This window comes from Streptomyces sp. NPDC014894 (assembly GCF_043080985.1).
Lineage (GTDB): Bacteria > Actinomycetota > Actinomycetes > Streptomycetales > Streptomycetaceae > Streptomyces.
In genome coordinates, this window is record NZ_JBIBWD010000009.1 from 65,860 (window position 1) to 83,552 (window position 17,693).

Genomic DNA, 17,693 nt, shown 5'->3' on the forward strand with positions numbered 1-17,693 from the left:
CCCCCGTCCCCCGCCCGGCCGCCGTCGTGCTCGGCTACCCTCGACCGGCGGGGAAGATCGTTGATCATGAGGGGGAAGCGCGGATGCGGGACGCGGAGCACGGGACGGGATCCCCCGGCGGCACGGACGTGGACCCGGGCACGGACGTGGACCCGGGCACGGACGCGGACACCGGCGCCGGCGGCTTCGTCCGCGACGGGGCCTGGCACTCCGTACCCCGGCGCACCGCGCCCGAGGGCCCCGCCCAGGCGCTCGTCCTCGTCGACGCCCAGCGGGCGTTTCTGACCGGTCCCGACGCCGTGCCGGACGCGGAACGGCTCGTCGGGCGGCTCGCCGCCCTGCTGGAGCGGGCCCGCGACGCCGGAGCGGTCGTGGTCCATCTGCGCAACGACGGCGAGCCGGGAGCCGTGGACGAGCCCGGAGCGCCCGGCTGGGAGCTGTACTTCCCGGTACGGCGGACGCCCGGCGAGCACCTCGTCCCCAAGGAGGACGACGACGGCTTCACCGGGACCCCGCTGGGGGCGATCCTGGCCGACGCGGGCGTACGCCGGGTGGTGATCGGCGGGGTCCTCTCCGAGATGTGCGTGAGCGCCACCGCGGCCGGCGCGGTGGAGCGCGGCCTCCTGGTCGTCCTGCCCCACGACGCGCACGCGACCTACCATCTGGACGACATCCCCGCCTCCGTCGTCTCCCGGGTCGCCGAGCACGCGCTCGGCTCCGACCCCGAGTTCGTGGCCTCCTCCGACACGGTCCGCTTCACCGCCCCGGCCCCCGCCGGCCGCTGACCCGCGAAGCGCCCCGGCGCGGCCGGTGTCCGGGCCGGGACGCCGGGGCCGCGCGCCGCCTGCCGCGCGCCACCACCCTCTCGTACCAGATCAAGGCGATTTCACCACGAGACGGGTGATTCGCGTGGTAGACCGGATTCGTCAAGGCGGCCGAGAGCAGGGGGCGCGGTGCGGGCACGGCGACTGGTCAGCTACAGCGACGCGGTGGCGATCCTGACGGGAGACAGCGCGGGGCTGGCCGCCGCCGACCGGCTGCTCGGCGGCGCGCTCACCGTGGCGACCGGCGGAGTCAGCGACGTACTGCTCAACGCCCTCGACGCCCAGGGCCGGATCCTGCGCCTCGGCCGCGATCTGACGGCCGGTCTGCGGGAGAACCTCCGGGGGACCGACCGCGCCGCCCGCACCGAGCGGATCGCGGCCGCCCACACCGTCCTGGTCGTCACCGCCTTCTTCGACGCCCTCGGCGAGGAGGGCAGCCTGCCCTTCCGGCTGGAGGAGCTGGAGCTGACCCGGGACGAGCAGATCGCCATCGCCGGCGGGGCCGGCCGCGACCTGCTGGAGGCGCTGCTCACCACCGGCGCGCCGCAGCCCGCGCCCCACACCCCGTACGAGAACCTCCTGGACGAACTCCGGCACTGGTACTGGGCGCGCAGCGACGATCTCACCGACTTCCTGCACGGTCTGGCCGTGTGGGACGGGCTCACCGAGCGGCAGCGCGACGCCGTCGACCACCTCTTCAGCGACGGCGTCTTCGCCTGGACCGCCGTCGAGTGCTACCAGGAGCTGTACAGCAGACTCGCCCTCGAAGTCCCCGAGTTCGGCCTCTGGTCCGGCCGGATGGAGCACCGGGCGACCCGGGTCGCCGTCCGGCAGGCGCTCGGCGGCATCGAGAGCGCCCTCGCCGGACTGAGCGTCCCCAGCCCGCTCCGGCAGGTCGCCGAATCCCTCGCCACCGGCTACCGGGCGGCGCTGCCCCGGCCGATGCTGGCCGAGGGACAGGCCCCGGCCGGCGTCTGTCTGCCCACCCTCGGCGAGGGGTACGTCGACCCCGACTTCCGGGCGCGCCCGGTGCTCGACGGAGCCCAGGGACCGGCCGAGGAGGGCTGGTGGGAGGCCGCGCCCGTACGCTCGGACCTGACCGAATACCTCGCCGGCACGCTCACCACCGTCGCCGCCGCCACCGCGCCCCTGATCGTCCTCGGCCAGCCCGGCGCGGGAAAGTCCGTCCTGACCAAGATCCTCGCCGCCCGGCTGACCGGCGCGGGGTATCTGCCCGTGCGGATCGTGCTCCGCGAGGTCCCCGCGGACGCCGACATCCAGGACCAGATCGAGCACGCCGTGCGCACCGAGACCGGCGAGCGCGCCACCTGGCCGGAGCTGGTCCGGGCGGCCGGCGGGGCCGTCCCCGTGCTGCTCTTCGACGGATTCGACGAACTCCTCCAGGCCACCGGCGTCAGCCAGTCCGACTTCCTCGTGCGCGTCGCCCGCTTCCAGGAGCGCGAGGCCGACCAGGGACGCCCGGTCTTCGCCCTGGTCACCAGCCGCACCGCCGTCGCCGACCGGGCCCGCTACCCCGACGGGTCGGTCGCGCTGCGCCTCGAACCCTTCAACCGCCCCCAGATCGCCCGCTGGCTGGAGCTGTGGGGCCGGCTCAACGAACGCTCCCTGACCGAGCGCGGACTGCGCCCGCTGACCGCCGACGTCGCCCAGCGCCACCAGGCGCTGGCCTCCCAGCCGCTGCTCCTGCTGATGCTCGCCCTCTACGACGGCACCGACAACTCCCTCCAGCGCGGCGCGGGCGGCGACGAACCCCTCGGCGAGGCGGAGCTGTACGAGGAGCTGCTGGCCTCGTTCGCCGTGCGCGAGGTCAGCAAGTCGGCCGTCGCCTGTACGGAGGAGGAGCTGCGCGAACGCGCCGAACAGGAGCTTCAGCGGCTCTCCCTGATCTCCTTCGGGATGCTCAACCGCCGCCGGCAGTGGATCACCGCGGCCGAGGCGGAGAGCGATCTCGCCGCCGTGCTCGGCCGGCCCGAGCCGGTGCAGGACGGATTCCGCGCGCCGCTCGGCCAGGGGGAGATCGCCCTCGGCCGGTTCTTCTTCGTCCAGCGCGCCCAGGCGGTCCGCGACGACCAGCGGCTGGCGACCTACGAATTCCTGCACGCCACCTTCGGCGAGTACCTCGCCGCCCGGCTCGCCGTCCAGCTGCTGGAGGGGCTGCTCGGCCAGCGGCCCGCGCTCTCCCTGGGCCGGGCCGGCGTCGACGACGATCTGCTCTACGTCCTCCTCTCGTACGCCCCGCTCTCCTCCCGGCAGATGCTCCGCTTCGTCGGCGCGCGCATCGACGGCATCGGGGCCCGCGACCGCCACCGGCTCGGCGAACTGCTGCTCACCGTCATGGCCGACCACCACGACCGCACCGAGCACCGCTACACCGGCTACCGGCCCGTCGCCCGCCCCACCGCCGCCCGCCACGGGGTGTACTCGGCCAATCTGTTCATCCTCACCCTGCTGGTCACCGGGGGCGTGCGGGCCAGCAGGCTCTTCCCCGACGTCCAGACCTGCGCCGCGATGTGGCACCGGCGGGCGCAGCTGTGGCGGGCCGCCTTCACCGAACCGGAGTGGACGGACTTCGCGCGGGCCCTGAGCGTGCGGCGGGTCTGGGACGGGGACCACCGGGACCTGGACGTCCGGCCCGCCCAGGATCTCCCCGACCCGCCCGAACCCGTCGACGTCTACTGGCTGCACGGCCGCGCCCCCGCCCACGAGGACCGCGGCCGGGCCGTCACCTGGGTCCGCCCCTACGCCGACCAGATCCGCCACAAGATGATGGTCGCGGGCGGCACCAACGACGCCATCGTGCTGCACGCCATCGACCCCGTCTTCACCTGGCTCGCCCCCGCCGTGACCACCTTCGTCGGCACCCCCGACGGGACCGCCACCTCGGTCGCCCACGGGCTGACCTCGCTCTGGCTCGCGGGCGGCCTCGGCGCCCCGGAGGACGAACTCGCCGCCCAGTACGAGCTGTGCGCCTCCTTCATCGGCCCGGGCAGCGGTCTGGACGACACCTCCCAGCGCTGTGTGGCCCGGCTGCTCCTCGGCCAGCTCGCCACCGACGCGATCCGGCTCCCGGCGGCGGTCGTCGGCCGGGTCCTGGCCGCCGTGGGATCCGGGGCCCACGACACCGTCGGCGTGGGGCTGATGGCCCAGGTGGCGCTGATGGCGCTGGACGTCCACGGCGACGACGCGGGGGTACGGGAGGGGGCGGAGGCGGCCCTCGCCCACGCGTCGACCACCTGCCCCGACCGGCTGCTCGCCCTCTGGGCCCAGCGGCAGGGCTCCGGCGAGGCGCGCTCGCTGCTCGGCGAGGCCGTCGCCGACCTGCTGGCCCACGGCACCCGGCAGCAGCTGGCCGGGGTGGAGCCCGCGGTGCTCGACCGGGCCCGCCGGTTCGCCGCCGACCGGGAGGAACGGCGGCCGGGGCCCCTCTGCCCGCCGCCCCGCGCCGAGGAGCGCCCGGCACGGCACGAGCGCCGCCCGGGCCCGGGCTGAACGACCCCGGCCGCCCGGGCGCCGGCTGCGGGCGCCTGCCCGCCTGCCAGGGCCCCGGGCTGTACGCGCCCGCCCGCTCGGGCCCGCCCCGCCCCGGTCGCGTACGCCCCGCCGCTCCGGCGCTGATCCGCCCCGTGCGGTCCCTCTCCCGCCCGGGCGGGAGAATGGAGCCATGTCCCGACGCAGCTCCCGTCCCCGGCGCGCCCCCGCCCCCGCCGCGCTCACCGATCTCTCCCCCTGCCCCTGCGGGCTGCCCGCCGCCTACGGCGCGTGCTGCGGGCGCTTCCACTCGGGACGGTCCGAGGCCCCCACCGCCGAACTGCTGATGCGCTCCCGCTACAGCGCCTTCGCCGCCCACGACGAGGGCTATCTGCTGCGCACCTGGCACCCCGCCACCCGCCCGGACAGCCTGGAGCTGGACCCGTCGACGCACTGGAGCGGGCTGGAGATCGCCGACACCGCCGACGGCACGGCCTTCCACTCCACCGGGACCGTGACCTTCCGGGCGCGCTACCGGCACCACGGCCGGCGCGGGGCGCTCTGCGAGCGCAGCACATTCGAACGGGTGAACGGTTCCTGGATGTATGTGGACGGCGCCTTCGTCGAGTGACCCCGCCACGCGGGCGGCCGGCCCGCCCGGCGCCCGGGTTCAGCGCCGGGCCGGCAGCCCCTCGGCCAGATCCTCCGCCAGCAGCCGCTTGGCGATGGTGTCGGCCGCGGCGTGCAGCTCCGGCCCCGGCGGCCGGCCGAGATCCCGCTCCAGCCGGTCGGAGAGCCACTCCTGCCAGGCCCGGGTGATCGTCAGGGCCTCCCGCCGCCCCGCCTCGGTGTGCGAGAAATAGCTCCCCACCCGGGTCAGATACCCCTCCTCCACCATCCGGGCGAACACCGGCACCAGCACCTCCGGCGGCAGCCGGTGGCGGGCGGCGATCAGCCCCGTACTGGCGTGCCCCACCATCCGGGTCATCTGCTCCACCTGCATCACCGCCCACGCGCCCGCGATGTCGAGGCGGGTGTCGGACTCGGCGACCACCCGGCGGGCGGTGTCCGCGCCGGTGCGGGCCACGATCGTCGCCACCGCCCCCTCCAGCAGCCGGGCCGAGTCGCCTGAGGCCGTGGGGGAGGAGAAGGCGTCGCCCATGTCGGTGGAGGCGACCCGGGCGGTGTCGCGCAGGGTGACCTGCTTCAGGAAGAGCGAGACCAGCAGCCCCAGCCCGGCGACCGGCACGGTCCACAGGAAGACCGTGTGCAGGGTGTCCGCGTACGCGTCGACGAGCGGCTCACGCAGCTCCGGCGGCAGCCGGTGCAGCCCCTCCGGACCGCGCGCCAGCCGGGCGATCACCGCGGGATCGACGCCGCCCGTCTCGGCCGCCTCGGCGACGCCCCGCGCCAGATTGGGGGTGAGGGCGTTGCCGTAGATGGTGCCGAACACCGCCGCCCCGAAGGCGCTGCCCAGGGTGCGGAAGAAGGTGACGCCCGAGGTCGCGGTGCCCAGATCGGCGTACTCCACGGTGTTCTGCACCGCGATCGTCAGCACCTGCATGGAGAGTCCGATGCCGGCGCCGAGGACGAACATGTACAGCGATTCGAGCCAGGGCCCGGTCCCCGGGCCCATCAGCGAGAGCAGATACAGGCCCACGCCCATCACCGCGGTCCCGACGATGGGGTAGATCCGGTAGCGGCCCGTGCGGCTGACCGCGTTGCCGCTGAAGATCGAGGCGATCAGCAGTCCGGCGACCATCGGCAGGGTGCGCACGCCGGAGAGGGTCGCCGAGTCGCCGTCCACGTACTGGAGGTAGGTCGGCAGAAACGTCAGCGCGCCGAGCATGGCGAAGCCGACGATGAAGCTGAGGATCGAGCAGACGGTGAAGACCGGATTGCGGAACAGCCGCATCGGCAGCATCGGTTCGGCCGCCCGGGTCTCCACCAGGCAGAACAGCGCGAGGGCGATCAGCCCGCCCGCGAAGAGACCGACGATGACCGGCGAGCCCCAGGCGTACTCGTTCCCGCCCCAGCTGGTCCCCAGGATCAGCGCGCCCGAGCCCGCGGACACCAGCGCGATGCCCGCGTAGTCGATCACGGGACGGCCCGCGGCGCGGACCACGGGCATGGTGCGGGCCGCCGCGATCACCACGGCGATCGCGATCGGGACATTGACGTAGAACGCCCAGCGCCAGGTCAGATGGTCGGTGAAGAGCCCGCCGATCAGCGGTCCGACCACCGTGGAGACACCGAAGACGGCCCCGATCGCGCCCTGGTACTTGCCCCGCTCGCGCAGCGGGATCACATCGGCGATCAGCGCCATCGAGGTGACCATCAGCCCGCCCGCGCCGACGCCCTGCACCCCGCGCCAGACGATCAGCAGCGTCATATTGGTCGCCAGGCCGCAGAAGAACGAACCCGTGATGAAGACGATCGCCGAGATCTGGAAGATCAGCTTGCGGCCGAAGAGATCGCCGAACTTGCCGACCAGGACGGTGGCGACGGTCTCGGCCAGCAGATACGAGGTGACCACCCACGACATGTGCTCGGCGCCGCCCAGCTCCGAGACGATCGTCGGGAGCGCGGTGCCCACGATGGTCTGGTCGAGCGCCGCCAGCAGCACGCCGAGCAGGATGGTGCCGAAGACGATGTTCCGCTGCCGCGCGTCGAGCACGGGCGGCGCGGCGGCGCCGGCCGTCTCCGCGGCGGTGCCGCTCCCGGTGGTCACTCTGGCAGCGTCACACCGTCCCCGGCCCACCGCATGCGGTGGGAGGCCGCCCGGGGCAACCGGTCAGTACCTGCTGTGCGGTCCGATCACCAGGCGCGGGTGGTAGGCGGCCAGCACCTTGTTCGCCCGGGCCAGCGCCGACAGCGCCTGCTCCCGGTCGGCCCGGTCGTCGGGGCAGCGCGGATCCCGGAACCGGGCGACCTCGCGCACGGCGCTGTCCGCCTCGATCTCCGCCCGCAGCACATGGTCGGGCATGCAGGAGCCGATCAGCACGGCCACCCGGTCGGGGATCGGTACGGGAACGAGGGGAGAGGCGGTCACGTCGTCATCCTTCACTTCTGCTTCGGCGGGCCGCCGGCGTCCCGGCCTGCCCGGTCCCCCCGCGGCCGGCCCGGTGGCGTCCGTGTCCGGCGGAGGGGCGTGTCCCGACGGGGCGATCGCCGGCGGCGGCCCCGGTGCGTTCCCATGACATGTGAGGGAGATCGCCCCCCGGGGTCATGAGCGCTGCCGCTCACGGCCGGATCCCCGTCCGCCGCACTGCGGACGGGAGCCGGCCGTGGCTGGGCGCGAGGATCCGGAGAAGGCGGGACAGCGCGGCTTTCCCGTCGCCGCCGCCCCGGTCGAAGTGATCGGGGACGACGGTCCCGTACGAGAAACGCACACGGCGCGGCCCGCCCGGACCTCTGCCTTCGGCAGCACCGGCGACATACCTTACGCGAACGCCGCGCACCGCCCGAATCGATCATCGGGCGGCATACCCGTCAAGTCCGCCGCGCCGCCGTCCAGTTGATCATCAGCCCTCCCCGGGCGGGGCCAGCACCTCGGCCAGGTCGTACCGCGCGACCTCCTCCAACTGGGCGTAGGTGCAGTCGGCGGGATCGCGGTCGGGGCGGGGGCGGCGGAACTGCGCGGTGTGACGGAATCGGTCGCCCTCCATGTGGTCGTACGCCACCTCCACCACCCGCTCGGGGCGCAGCGCCACCCACGACAGGTCCTTCTTCCCCGTCCAGCGGCTCTGCGCGCCGGGCAGCCGGGCGCCCTCGTGGGCGCTCTCCCTCGCCCAGTCCGCCCAGGGGTGGCCGTCGGGCGGATCCATCCGCAGCGGCTCCAGCTCCTCGATCAGCTCGGCCCGGCGTTTCATGGGGAAGGCGGCGCAGACCCCGACGTGCTGGAGCGAGCCCGAGTCGTCGTACAGCCCCAGCAGCAGCGAGCCGAGGACCGGACCGCTCTTGTGGAAGCGATATCCGGCCACCACGACGTCCGCCGTCCGCTCGTGCTTGATCTTGAACATCAGCCGGGCGTCCGGCCGGTAGGGCAGATCCAGCGGCTTGGCGACGATTCCGTCCAGCCCGGCGCCCTCGTACCGCTCGAACCAGCGCTCGGCCAGGTCCCGGTCCGTGGTGGCGGGGGCGAGATGGACCGGGGGAGCGGCGGGCCGGAGCGCCTCGGCGAGCAGCGCCCGCCGCTCGGACAGCGGCGTCTCCAGCAGCGAGCGGTCGCCGAGCGCCAGCAGGTCGAAGGCGACGAAGCTCGCCGGGGTCCGCTCGGCGAGCGTCCGCACCCGGGACTCGGCGGGGTGGATGCGCTCGGTGAGCCGGTCGAAGTCGAGCCGGCCGTCGTGGGCGATGACGATCTCGCCGTCGACGACGCAGCGGTCGGGCAGATTCGCGGTGAGCGCGGCGGCCAGCTCGGGGAAGTAGCGGGTGAGCGGCTTGCCGGTACGGGAGCCGAGCACGATCTCGGCCCCGTCGCGGTGCGCGATCGCCCGGAAGCCGTCCCATTTGGCCTCGTACTGCATCCCGGGCGGGATCGTCTTCACGGACTTGGCGAGCATGGGCTTCACAGGCGGCATCACCGGCAGATCCATACCGGCGATTGTCCGGTATGCGGGGAATGTCGGCACGGCATACGCTGACCCACATGGCCGGAGCGGTGGAACTGGAAGTGGGCACCCGGACCGTACGCGTGTCCAACCCCGACAAGGTCTACTTTCCCGAGCGCGGCTACACCAAGCTCGACATGGTCACCTACTACCTCGCCGTCGGGGACGGCGTCACCCGCGCCCTGCGCGACCGCCCCACCACCCTGGAGCGCTACCCCGACGGGGTGACCGGCGACTCCTTCTTCCAGAAACGCGCCCCCAAATACCTCCCCGACTGGATCCCGACCGCCCACATCACCTTCCCCAGCGGCCGGTCCGCCGACGAGATGTGCCCCGCCGAACCCGCCGCCGTCATCTGGGCCGCCAACCTCGGAGCCGTCACCTTCCACCCCTGGCCGGTACGGCGCGACGACACCGACCACCCCGACGAACTCCGCATCGACCTCGATCCCCAGCCGGGCACCGACTACACGGACGCCGTCCGCGCCGCCCATGAACTCCGCGCCGTGCTGGACGAGGCCGGGCTGCGCGGCTGGCCCAAGACCTCCGGCGGACGCGGCCTCCACGTCTTCGTCCCCATCGAACCCCGCTGGACCTTCACCCAGGTCAGACGGGCCGCCATCGCCTGCGGACGGATGCTGGAGCGCCGGATGCCGGACCGGGTGACCATCAAGTGGTGGAAGGAGGAGCGCGGCGAGCGCATCTTCGTCGACTACAACCAGACGGCCCGCGACCGCACCATCGCCTCCGCCTACTCCGTGCGCCCCCGGCCGCACGCCCCCGTCTCCGCGCCCCTGCGCTGGGAGGAGATCGACGACGCCGTCCCCGAGGACTTCGACATCGTCTCGATGCCCGCCCGCTACGCCGAAGTCGGCGACGTCCACGCCGACATGGACGACACCCGCTTCAGCCTGGAGACGCTCCTGGAGGCCGCCCGCCGCGACGAGGCGGAGCACGGCCTCGGCGATCTGCCCTATCCGCCCGAGTACCCCAAGATGCCGGGCGAGCCGAAACGGGTGCAGCCGAGCCGCGCCCGCGACCCCGGCTGACCGGCCGGCCGACCGAGCGGCTCGCCGAAGCGGGCGGCGCCGCCCCGCCGAGGAGGGACGGCCGCGATCGCGGCACGGAAGGTCCGCCGCGATGCCCGCCGCAGAGGGGCGGCCGATCCCCGCCACCCGGCACCGGATGCGCGCACCCGCCTTCGATAGCAGACTCGAAGGGAGAGCGAGCGGACCCCACGAGGAGCGCACCCATGCTCACCACCCGTTTTGTCACCGGCTCCCCCAACTGGCTCGACCTGGGGACGTCCGATCTCGACGCCGCCGAGAGGTTCTACGGCGGCCTGTTCGGCTGGGCCTTCCGCTCGGCGGGCCCCGAGGCCGGCGGATACGGCATGTTCCAGCTGGACGGGAGAACCGCGGCGGGCGGTATGACCGTGCCCCCGGAACAGGGCCCTCCCTCCTGGAACGTCTACTTCCAGACACCGGACGCCGACGCCACGGCCGAGGCGGTGCGGCGCGGCGGCGGAACCGTCCTCTTCGAGCCCATGGACGTCTTCGACCTCGGCCGGATGGCGGTCTTCAGCGACCCGTCCGGCATCGGCTTCGGCATCTGGCAGCCCGGCCGGACCAAGGGCCTGGACGTGGTCGGAGCCCCCGGCAGCCTCTGCTGGCTGGAGCTGTACACCCCCGACACCGACGCCGGCCTCGCCTTCTACACCGAGGTCTTCGGCTGGGGAAGCTCCGCCATGCCCTACCCCGACGGCTCCGGCTCCTACGTCATGACCCACCCCGCCGGCGAGACCGAGGAGGCCATGTTCGCCGGCCTCGTCCCCCTCACCGCCGAGCCCACCGGCTCCCGCCCCCACTGGCTGCCCTACTTCGAGGTCCGCGACTGCGACGCCGTCGTCTCCCTCGCCCAGGACTCCGGCGGCGCCGTCCGCCTCCCCGCCGTCGACATGCAGGGCGTCGGCCGCTTCGCCCGCCTCGTCGACCCGGCCGGAGCCGAGTTCGCCGTGATGCAGGGCGAACAACAGCAGGCCTGAGGGTTGTTGATGCTTCATTGAGCCGGTGTTTATCGCGGTGGGGAAAGGTGACCGCCATGCCGATCAACACCACCACGACCGCCGTCGACGACGACCTCTCCTGGCAGGAAACCGCCCTGTGCGCGCAGACGGGGCCCGAGTTCTTCTTCCCGGCCCCCGGGTCCTCGACCCTGGAGGCGAAGCTGCTGTGCGGGGCGTGCGAGGGGCGGGTGGAGTGCCTGGAGTACGCGCTGAGGCATGACGAGAAGTTCGGGGTGTGGGGTGGGATGTCGGAGAGGGAACGGGATCGGCTGAAGCGGGGGCGGGCCTGAGGAGGCGGTCACGTCGTGCTCACCCGCCCGCCCCTGACCAGCTCCGCCCGCTCCGCGAGCGCGTCGGCCTCGGGGCTGCCCGCCGGCACGCGCTCCCCGAGACGCTCGGGGACGACGCGCACGGGGAAGTGCCCGCCGACGGGGGAGATGACGCCGCCGTAGCGGGGGTCGCCGGCGAACCAGATCTGGGTGGGGGCGGGGTTCTGTTTCCGTGAGAGATCGCCGGAGTGCAGCGCGATGCGCAGGACGGGTGTGTACTCCTCGGAGAACATGATTACGACGGCCTTGGGACTTTCCACGGTCCGGTGCGGATAGGCGCACGAGTACGCCTGCCACGGGTAGCAGGTGAGAATCCTGGCCATTCGCCGTGTACGCCGAAGAGCAAGCCCCGCGACGAAGAGACACGGCGGATAGCAGATCGCGACGATCACGATGAATCCGGCCAGTTGAGACGGCGTCTGCACAGTCGTCATCCAGGCGGCCCCCGCTCCCATGAGGAGCACGGCGATCAGCCATGCCCTCCGTCTGCGGATCAGCCGTCTGTGACCGTCCGCCGTCGCGGGATGCCGGAGTGCTCCGCACTGGGGTGGCGAAGAGGGCCCCGGGCTCATCAGAAGAGATCCCGGATGCGGGAAGTCGGCTGTGGAACGGGTGCGGCGGATTCCACCGGCGAGGAGAAGCTCATGGTCAGGCCGATCCCTTCGAGGATCGATGTGTACGCCTCGGAGTTCCGGACGGCCGCGCTCGTGAGATCGGCCACGGCGATGTGCTCCCCGGAGGGGCACGGAATCGTCAGCCGGGCCTGGAAGACCTTGTCGAGGGCCTTGTCGATTCCCAGCTCTTCCAGGGATTCACGCGGTGGATCCACCAGAGTCCCCGCGACGAGTGCCGCAGGCATGCCATTGGGCAGCCTGAGGAGCCGCCCGGCGCTGGTGTTCCAGCAAGGTGATTTCATCTGAGCGAGTGCGCATTGGGCGACTGCCAGCCCGGCCGGCCGTGTCGCGATGTTCGCCATCGACAAGGAGAAGAAGGAGACAGACGCTCCGTGCTCATCGTCGGGATGCACACCGACAGACAGATGCACAGTGTCACTGGTTCGCAGGGCGGCGAGCAGATTCGTCAGCCGGTGGACGTCGCGGAGAGCCGGGCCCAGAAGCTCCGTTCCTTCCAAAAGGGATGTCAGGACCGGGGAGGCGGAGCGCTGGAGCGACGAGAGGTCGAGCGCGTCGAGTGAGTGATAGCCGGGTGGGAGCCGGAACCAGAGCGGTGGAGGGGGATTCGACATGTGATTCCTCTCGATGAGGGTCAGCGGCTCAGGGACGCCCACAGGTGGGCCGCTTTCGCCGCGGAGCTGGGGCCGTCGTCGAGAACGGCTCGGGTTCCGTCCGCGGCGATCGCGCCATTCGAGACCGTGTCGTTGTCGCTCCAGGGGCCGTAGTGGCTGATCGCTGTCGCGGCGCCCGCCGTCGGGAAGGCGTACTTCACCGTCCTCTGAACCGGATCCGGTGTGCGCTGCAACGCCCATGAAGTGAGCGGATTCTCGACTTGGCGCATGTCCTCCATCGCGGACACCGTTCCGCTTCGGAAACCCTGCGCCCCGGCCCGCGTCGCCGTGCTGATCCCGGAGTCGGCGACGGCCTGGGCGGCCTGCGCGGCCGCTGTCGCTGACTTCGTCCCTTGAGCGATGGCTCCCAGGCCGGGAACGGATCCGAGGGCGTCGCCCGTCAGGGTCACCGCGCTGTCCCAGAAGTCGACGCCGAATTCACCCTTGGTGAATCCGTCCTTGATTGACTGGCGAACCTCGGGGTCGGCCAGGTGAAGGGCGAGGGCCCCGACGCTGGCCCCTGTCGCCACGAAGAGCAGGGCCAACCCTGCGGGAGCGAAGAACGGCCCGGTCACGAGGGCGAGGAATCCGGCGACGGCGGAGACGTCCGACAGAAGGTCACCCAAATCCTCCTCCACCCACTCCAAGACCTTGTCCAGCACCCCCGGCTCCTCCGGAGCCAGCCTCGACGCCGATTCGTTGAGGCGTTTCGCGATGCGGGAGGCCTGGGCGTGGTGGTCGTCGTCGAGTTCGCGGGCGAGGTGGCGGACGGATTCGAGGGCGGTGAGGGCGTGGGTGACGGCGGTGGCGGCGGCGTGGAGATCGGGGGCGGGGGTGGAGGGGTGGGCGCGGAGGCGGTGTTCGTGGGCGCGGGCGTCGGTGAGGGCCTCCTGGTGGAGGCGGGCGCGGGCGTCGTAGCGGAGGGCGGTGGCCTGGCGGCTGAGGAGGTCGTCGTGCCAGCGGGACAGGTCCCGGGCGGCCGAGTCGACGGAGCGGTGGGCGTCGCGGAGAAAGCGGGGAAGCTCGCCGTCGAGGGCGGAGCGAAAGGCGTCCGCGGCGTCGCCGCGCCAGAAGGCGCTTTCGCCGAGCAGCCGGTCGAGCGAGCCGTGGGCCGTGGCGAGGGCGGTGGCACAGGCGGTCAGCCGGGTGCGGAGGGCGGCGATCGCGGGAGGGCTGCCGGGAGCGGGGTCCCAGCCCAGATGGGGGCAGTCAGGCATCGGGGGCCGCCGCGCGGAAGGAGGCGGTGACGGCGGCGTCGACCTGGGCGTAGCCCCGGCGGCTGAGCCGCACCCCGTCGTGGATCGCGCCGATCCGGTCCCGTAACCGCTCCGCGCCGTACGCCCAGCGCTCCTGGAACCGGTCGCAGGCCTCGTTCAGCTCCGCGCTGCCGAGCTGGTCCGCGCGGGCCCGCTCCAGCGCGTGTCTCGCGTCGGAGAGCGAGGAGAGGGACCGGTCGAGCGCGTGTGAGAGACGGCCCAGTTCATCGGTGTCCACCTGAAGATCCATGGCGGAACACCTTGGCAGATCACCGGGCCGGTCCCCCAACCGCCGTCCCCCGCACGGGTGACGGTGAGGAAAGGCACTAGCCGGCCGCGCGGGCCGCCATCCGGGCCTTGCGGGCGGCGAGCTTCTCGTCGAACTTGCGCGCCTCGGAGTCGAGTCCGTTCATGTAGAGACCCAGCTCCTCCTGGGCCTTGTGGCCGTCGGGGCCGAGTCCGTCGATGTCCATGACCTTGAGGAAGCGCAGCACGGGGGCGAGGACGTCGTCGTGGTGGATGCGCATGTTGTAGATCTCGCCGATGGCCATCTGGGCGGCGGCGCGCTCGAAGCCGGGGATGCCGTGGCCGGGCATCCGGAAGTCGACCACGACGTCCCGGACGGCCTGCATGGTCAGGTCCGGGGCCAGCTCGAAGGCCGCGCCGAGCAGATTGCGGTAGAAGACCATGTGCAGGTTCTCGTCGGTGGAGATACGGGCCAGCATCCGGTCGCAGACGGGGTCGCCCGACTGGTGGCCGGTGTTGCGGTGGGAGACCCGGGTGGCCAGCTCCTGGAAGGCGACGTACGCCACCGAGTGCAGCATCGAGTGCCGGTTGTCGGACTCGAAGCCCTCGGACATGTGCGACATCCGGAACTGCTCCAGCTTGTCCGGGTCGACGGCGCGCGAGGTCAGCAGGTAGTCGCGCATCACGATGCCGTGCCGCCCCTCCTCCGCGGTCCAGCGGTGCACCCAGGTGCCCCAGGCTCCGTCGCGGCCGAAGAGGGAGGCGATCTCGTGGTGGTAGCTGGGGAGATTGTCCTCGGTCAGCAGATTGACGACGAGGGCGATGCGGCCTATGTCGGTGACCTTGGACTGCTCGGGCTCCCAGGCCACGCCGTCGTCGAAGATGCCCGGGAAGTTGCGTCCGTCGCTGAAGGGCGCGTACTCGTGCGGCATCCAGTCCTTGGCGACCTTGAGGTGCCGGTTCAGCTCCTTCTCCACGACCTCTTCCAGTGCGAACAGCAGCCGCGCGTCGCTCCACGCTTCCGAGCTGCCGAGGTGGGGAGAGGTGATGGTCACGGGTGCTCCTGGGGACGGGAGAGTTACCTACGGATTCGTAGGTTACGAAACCGTAGGTTAAGGGCGCTGTAAGCCCGCCACCAAGTCGGCCCTCCGGTCGCTCCTCCCCTGTCCGGTTACGTAGTGTTATGAACTCCAGGTCAGGGGGGTGCACGAGGGGGGCGCAGGGCTCCGTACGCGCTCCCGGAAGGGTCGGGGCGACGCATGTCACACCTCCTGATGGATCACGCGGTCGCCGCCGGACGGGGTCACGGACCGCCGCAGATACTCGGCGGTGAACGATTTCGGATGCCGCAGCAGCTCGGCCGGCGTCCCCTCGAAGACCAGCTCGCCGCCGTGCTTGCCGCCGTCGGGACCGAGGTCCACGACCCAGTCGGCCCGTTTGACCACATCCATGTTGTGCTCGACGCAGATCACCGAGTTCCCCGCGTCCACCAGCCGGTCGAGCAGACCGATCAGGGTGTCCACATCGGCCATGTGCAGCCCGGTGGTCGGCTCGTCCAGGACGTACACACTGCCCGTGCGGTGCAGCTGGGTCGCCAGCTTCAGTCGCTGGCGCTCGCCGCCGGAGAGCGAGCTGAGGGGCTGCCCCAGGGTCAGATAGGCGAGCCCCACCTCGTCCAGCGTCCGCAGTTTCCGCGACAGCGCCGGGTCGGCGGCGGCGAAGGCGGCGGAGCCGGCGAAGAAGGCGAGGGCGCGGGACGCCGTCATGTCGAGGACGTCGACCACGGACCGTCCGTCCACCCGCAGCTCCAGCACCTCGTCCTGGAAACGCCGTCCCTCGCACACCGCGCACACGGTCGTCACCGGATCCATGAACGCCAGATCCGCGTAGATCTCCCCGCGCCCGGCGCACTCCCGGCACGCCCCCTCCGAGTTGAAGCTGAAGAGCCCCGGCCGGACGCCGTTCTCCCGGGCGAAGACCTTGCGCACGGTGTCCATGACGCCCAGGAACGAGGCGGGCGTCGACCGCGGGGAGGCCGTGATGGCGCCCTGGTCGATCACGACCGCTTCCGGATACGCCGCCGTGAACACCTTCGACACCAGCGTCGACTTCCCGGAGCCCGCCACTCCGGTCACCGCCGTGAGCACCCCGGTGGGGAAGCCGACGTCGATCCCCCGGAGATTGTGCAGATCGGCCCCCGTCACCGGCAGCCGGCCCGTCGGCGCGCGGAACGACTCCTTCAGCGGGGTGCGGCGGCGCAGACAGCGGCCCGTGAGGGTGTCCGCCTCCCGCAGCAGCGCCCCCGAGCCCTCGTAGACGACGCGTCCGCCGTCCGCTCCCGCTCCCGGGCCCATGTCGACGGCGTGGTCGGCGATCGCCATCACATCCGGATCGTGCTCCACGACCAGCACCGTGTTGCCCCGGTCCCGCAGCCGGACCAGCAGTTCGCCGAGCCGTCCCACGTCGCGCGGGTGCAGCCCGACGCTCGGCTCGTCGAAGATGAAGGTCAGCCCGGTCAGCGAGGAGCCCAGATGGCGTACGGTCTTCAGCCGCTGGCCCTCGCCGCCGGAGAGCGTCGTGGTCTCGCGGTCCAGGGAGAGATAGCCGAGCCCGATGTCCACCAGCCGCTCCAGCCGTCCGCGCGCGGCGGCGGCGACCGGTCCGGCCACCGGATCGTCGATCCGGGCGAGCACCTCCACCAGGTCGGCCACCTCCATCCGGGTGCAGTCGGCGATGGACAGCCCGTCGATACGGGTGGCGAGCGCGGCCTCGTTCAGCCGCGCCCCGCCGCAGCCCGGACACGGCCGCTGCACCACGAAGCGCTCCGCCGCCGCCCGCCGCTTCTCGGAGAGGTTCCCGGTGTCGCGCTTGAGGAAGAGCCGGGTGAACCGGCTGACGATCCCCTCGAACTTCATCTCGTACGAGCCGGTCTTCATCACCAGCCGGACCGGCGGCCCGTTCCCGTGCAGGAGCAGCTCCCGCTCGGCCTCGGTGAACTCGCCGAGGGGCTTGTCCGGGTCGAAGTGGCCGGATTCGGCGTACAGCTTCCACTCCCAGCCGCCGACGGAGAGTCCGGGCAGCAGCAGAGCGCCCTCGTTGAGCGATTTGGAGGGGTCCACCGCCCGTTCGGCGTCCAGCTCGACGGTCCGGCCCACACCGTCGCAGACCGGGCACATGCCGGACGGGTCGTTGAAGGAGTACGCGGTGGCCGCGCCGGCGCTGGGGGAGCCGTGCCGGGAGAACAGCACCCGGAGCACCGAGTAGATGTCGGTCATGGTGCCCACGGTGGAGCGCACATTGCCGCCGACGGGCCGCTGGTCCACGATGATCGCCACCGACAGCTCGTCGATCTCCTGGACCTGGGGGCGCTCGTACTTCGGCAGCCGGTTTCTGATGAACCAGGAGAAGGTCTCGTTGAGCTGCCGCCGCGACTCGACGGCGATGGTGTCGAAGACGATCGAGGACTTGCCGGAGCCGGAGACTCCGGTGAAGACGGTGATCTTGTTTCTGGGGATGGTCAGGGAGACGTCCCGGAGGTTGTTCTCCCGGGCCCCGACGATGACGATGTTCCGATCCATGCCGCCGA

The 17,693-nt window shown here is 72.3% G+C and carries 15 protein-coding genes; 6 read left to right on the forward strand and 9 right to left on the reverse strand.

Translation table 11 applies throughout. The features are described from left to right. Window positions 1–83 precede the first annotated feature (83 nt). From ACF089_RS21980 to ACF089_RS21990, 3 genes are all read left to right on the forward strand, one after another. Window positions 84–785 (forward strand): isochorismatase family protein, encoded by a 702-nt coding sequence (locus ACF089_RS21980; protein ID WP_392029036.1) that lies wholly within the window; start codon window positions 84–86, stop codon window positions 783–785. Between the two features lie 168 nt (window positions 786–953). Then, entirely contained in the window at window positions 954–4,334 is a 3,381-nt protein-coding gene (locus ACF089_RS21985; RefSeq protein WP_392029038.1) for an NACHT domain-containing protein, read from the forward strand. 172 nt (window positions 4,335–4,506) lie between these two features. Then, the gene (locus ACF089_RS21990; protein ID WP_392029040.1) at window positions 4,507–4,944 is read left to right on the forward strand and encodes a YchJ family protein; all 438 of its coding nucleotides are present in this window, start codon (window positions 4,507–4,509) and stop codon (window positions 4,942–4,944) included. Between the two features lie 39 nt (window positions 4,945–4,983). Here ACF089_RS21990 and ACF089_RS21995 read toward each other — a convergent pair whose 3' ends face one another. From ACF089_RS21995 to ACF089_RS22005, 3 genes are all read right to left on the reverse strand, one after another. Beyond that, complete coding sequence (locus tag ACF089_RS21995) at window positions 4,984–7,044, reverse strand: MDR family MFS transporter (protein ID WP_392029042.1); 2,061 nt, start codon at window positions 7,042–7,044, stop codon at window positions 4,984–4,986. 63 nt (window positions 7,045–7,107) lie between these two features. Continuing rightward, window positions 7,108–7,365, reverse strand: coding sequence for a hypothetical protein (locus tag ACF089_RS22000; RefSeq protein WP_392029044.1), 258 nt, complete (start codon window positions 7,363–7,365; stop codon window positions 7,108–7,110). A 472-nt stretch (window positions 7,366–7,837) separates the two neighbouring features. Beyond that, a complete protein-coding gene (locus ACF089_RS22005) occupies window positions 7,838–8,911 on the reverse strand; it encodes an ATP-dependent DNA ligase (protein ID WP_392029046.1) in 1,074 nt (357 codons plus the stop codon). Between the two features lie 53 nt (window positions 8,912–8,964). Between ACF089_RS22005 and ligD the strand changes: the two genes are divergently transcribed. The 3 genes from ligD to ACF089_RS22020 all read left to right on the forward strand — a co-directional run bounded on the left by ligD (window position 8,965) and on the right by ACF089_RS22020 (window position 11,281). Beyond that, window positions 8,965–9,975 (forward strand): non-homologous end-joining DNA ligase, encoded by a 1,011-nt coding sequence (ligD, locus tag ACF089_RS22010; RefSeq protein WP_392029048.1) that lies wholly within the window; start codon window positions 8,965–8,967, stop codon window positions 9,973–9,975. Window positions 9,976–10,178: 203 nt separating this feature from the next. Beyond that, window positions 10,179–10,970: a VOC family protein gene (locus ACF089_RS22015; RefSeq protein WP_392029050.1), complete on the forward strand. Its 792-nt coding sequence runs from the start codon at window positions 10,179–10,181 to the stop codon at window positions 10,968–10,970. 56 nt (window positions 10,971–11,026) lie between these two features. After that, window positions 11,027–11,281 carry a WhiB family transcriptional regulator gene (locus tag ACF089_RS22020; protein ID WP_392029052.1) on the forward strand — a complete coding sequence of 85 codons (255 nt, stop codon included), beginning with the start codon at window positions 11,027–11,029 and terminating at the stop codon, window positions 11,279–11,281. An 8-nt stretch (window positions 11,282–11,289) separates the two neighbouring features. Here ACF089_RS22020 and ACF089_RS22025 read toward each other — a convergent pair whose 3' ends face one another. The 6 genes from ACF089_RS22025 to ACF089_RS22050 form a co-directional block, all read right to left on the reverse strand. Beyond that, complete coding sequence (locus ACF089_RS22025; protein ID WP_392029054.1) at window positions 11,290–11,754, reverse strand: hypothetical protein; 465 nt, start codon at window positions 11,752–11,754, stop codon at window positions 11,290–11,292. Window positions 11,755–11,891: 137 nt separating this feature from the next. After that, entirely contained in the window at window positions 11,892–12,566 is a 675-nt protein-coding gene (locus ACF089_RS22030; protein ID WP_392029056.1) for a hypothetical protein, read from the reverse strand. Between the two features lie 20 nt (window positions 12,567–12,586). Beyond that, entirely contained in the window at window positions 12,587–13,822 is a 1,236-nt protein-coding gene (locus ACF089_RS22035; protein WP_392029058.1) for a hypothetical protein, read from the reverse strand. Beyond that, entirely contained in the window at window positions 13,815–14,111 is a 297-nt protein-coding gene (locus ACF089_RS22040; protein ID WP_392029060.1) for a hypothetical protein, read from the reverse strand. The genes ACF089_RS22035 and ACF089_RS22040 overlap by 8 nt, the downstream gene beginning before the upstream one ends. A gap of 76 nt (window positions 14,112–14,187) precedes the next feature. Beyond that, window positions 14,188–15,162, reverse strand: coding sequence for an acyl-ACP desaturase (locus ACF089_RS22045; protein ID WP_392029062.1), 975 nt, complete (start codon window positions 15,160–15,162; stop codon window positions 14,188–14,190). A 207-nt stretch (window positions 15,163–15,369) separates the two neighbouring features. Further along, complete coding sequence (locus tag ACF089_RS22050) at window positions 15,370–17,685, reverse strand: ATP-binding cassette domain-containing protein (protein WP_392029064.1); 2,316 nt, start codon at window positions 17,683–17,685, stop codon at window positions 15,370–15,372. Window positions 17,686–17,693 lie beyond the last annotated feature (8 nt).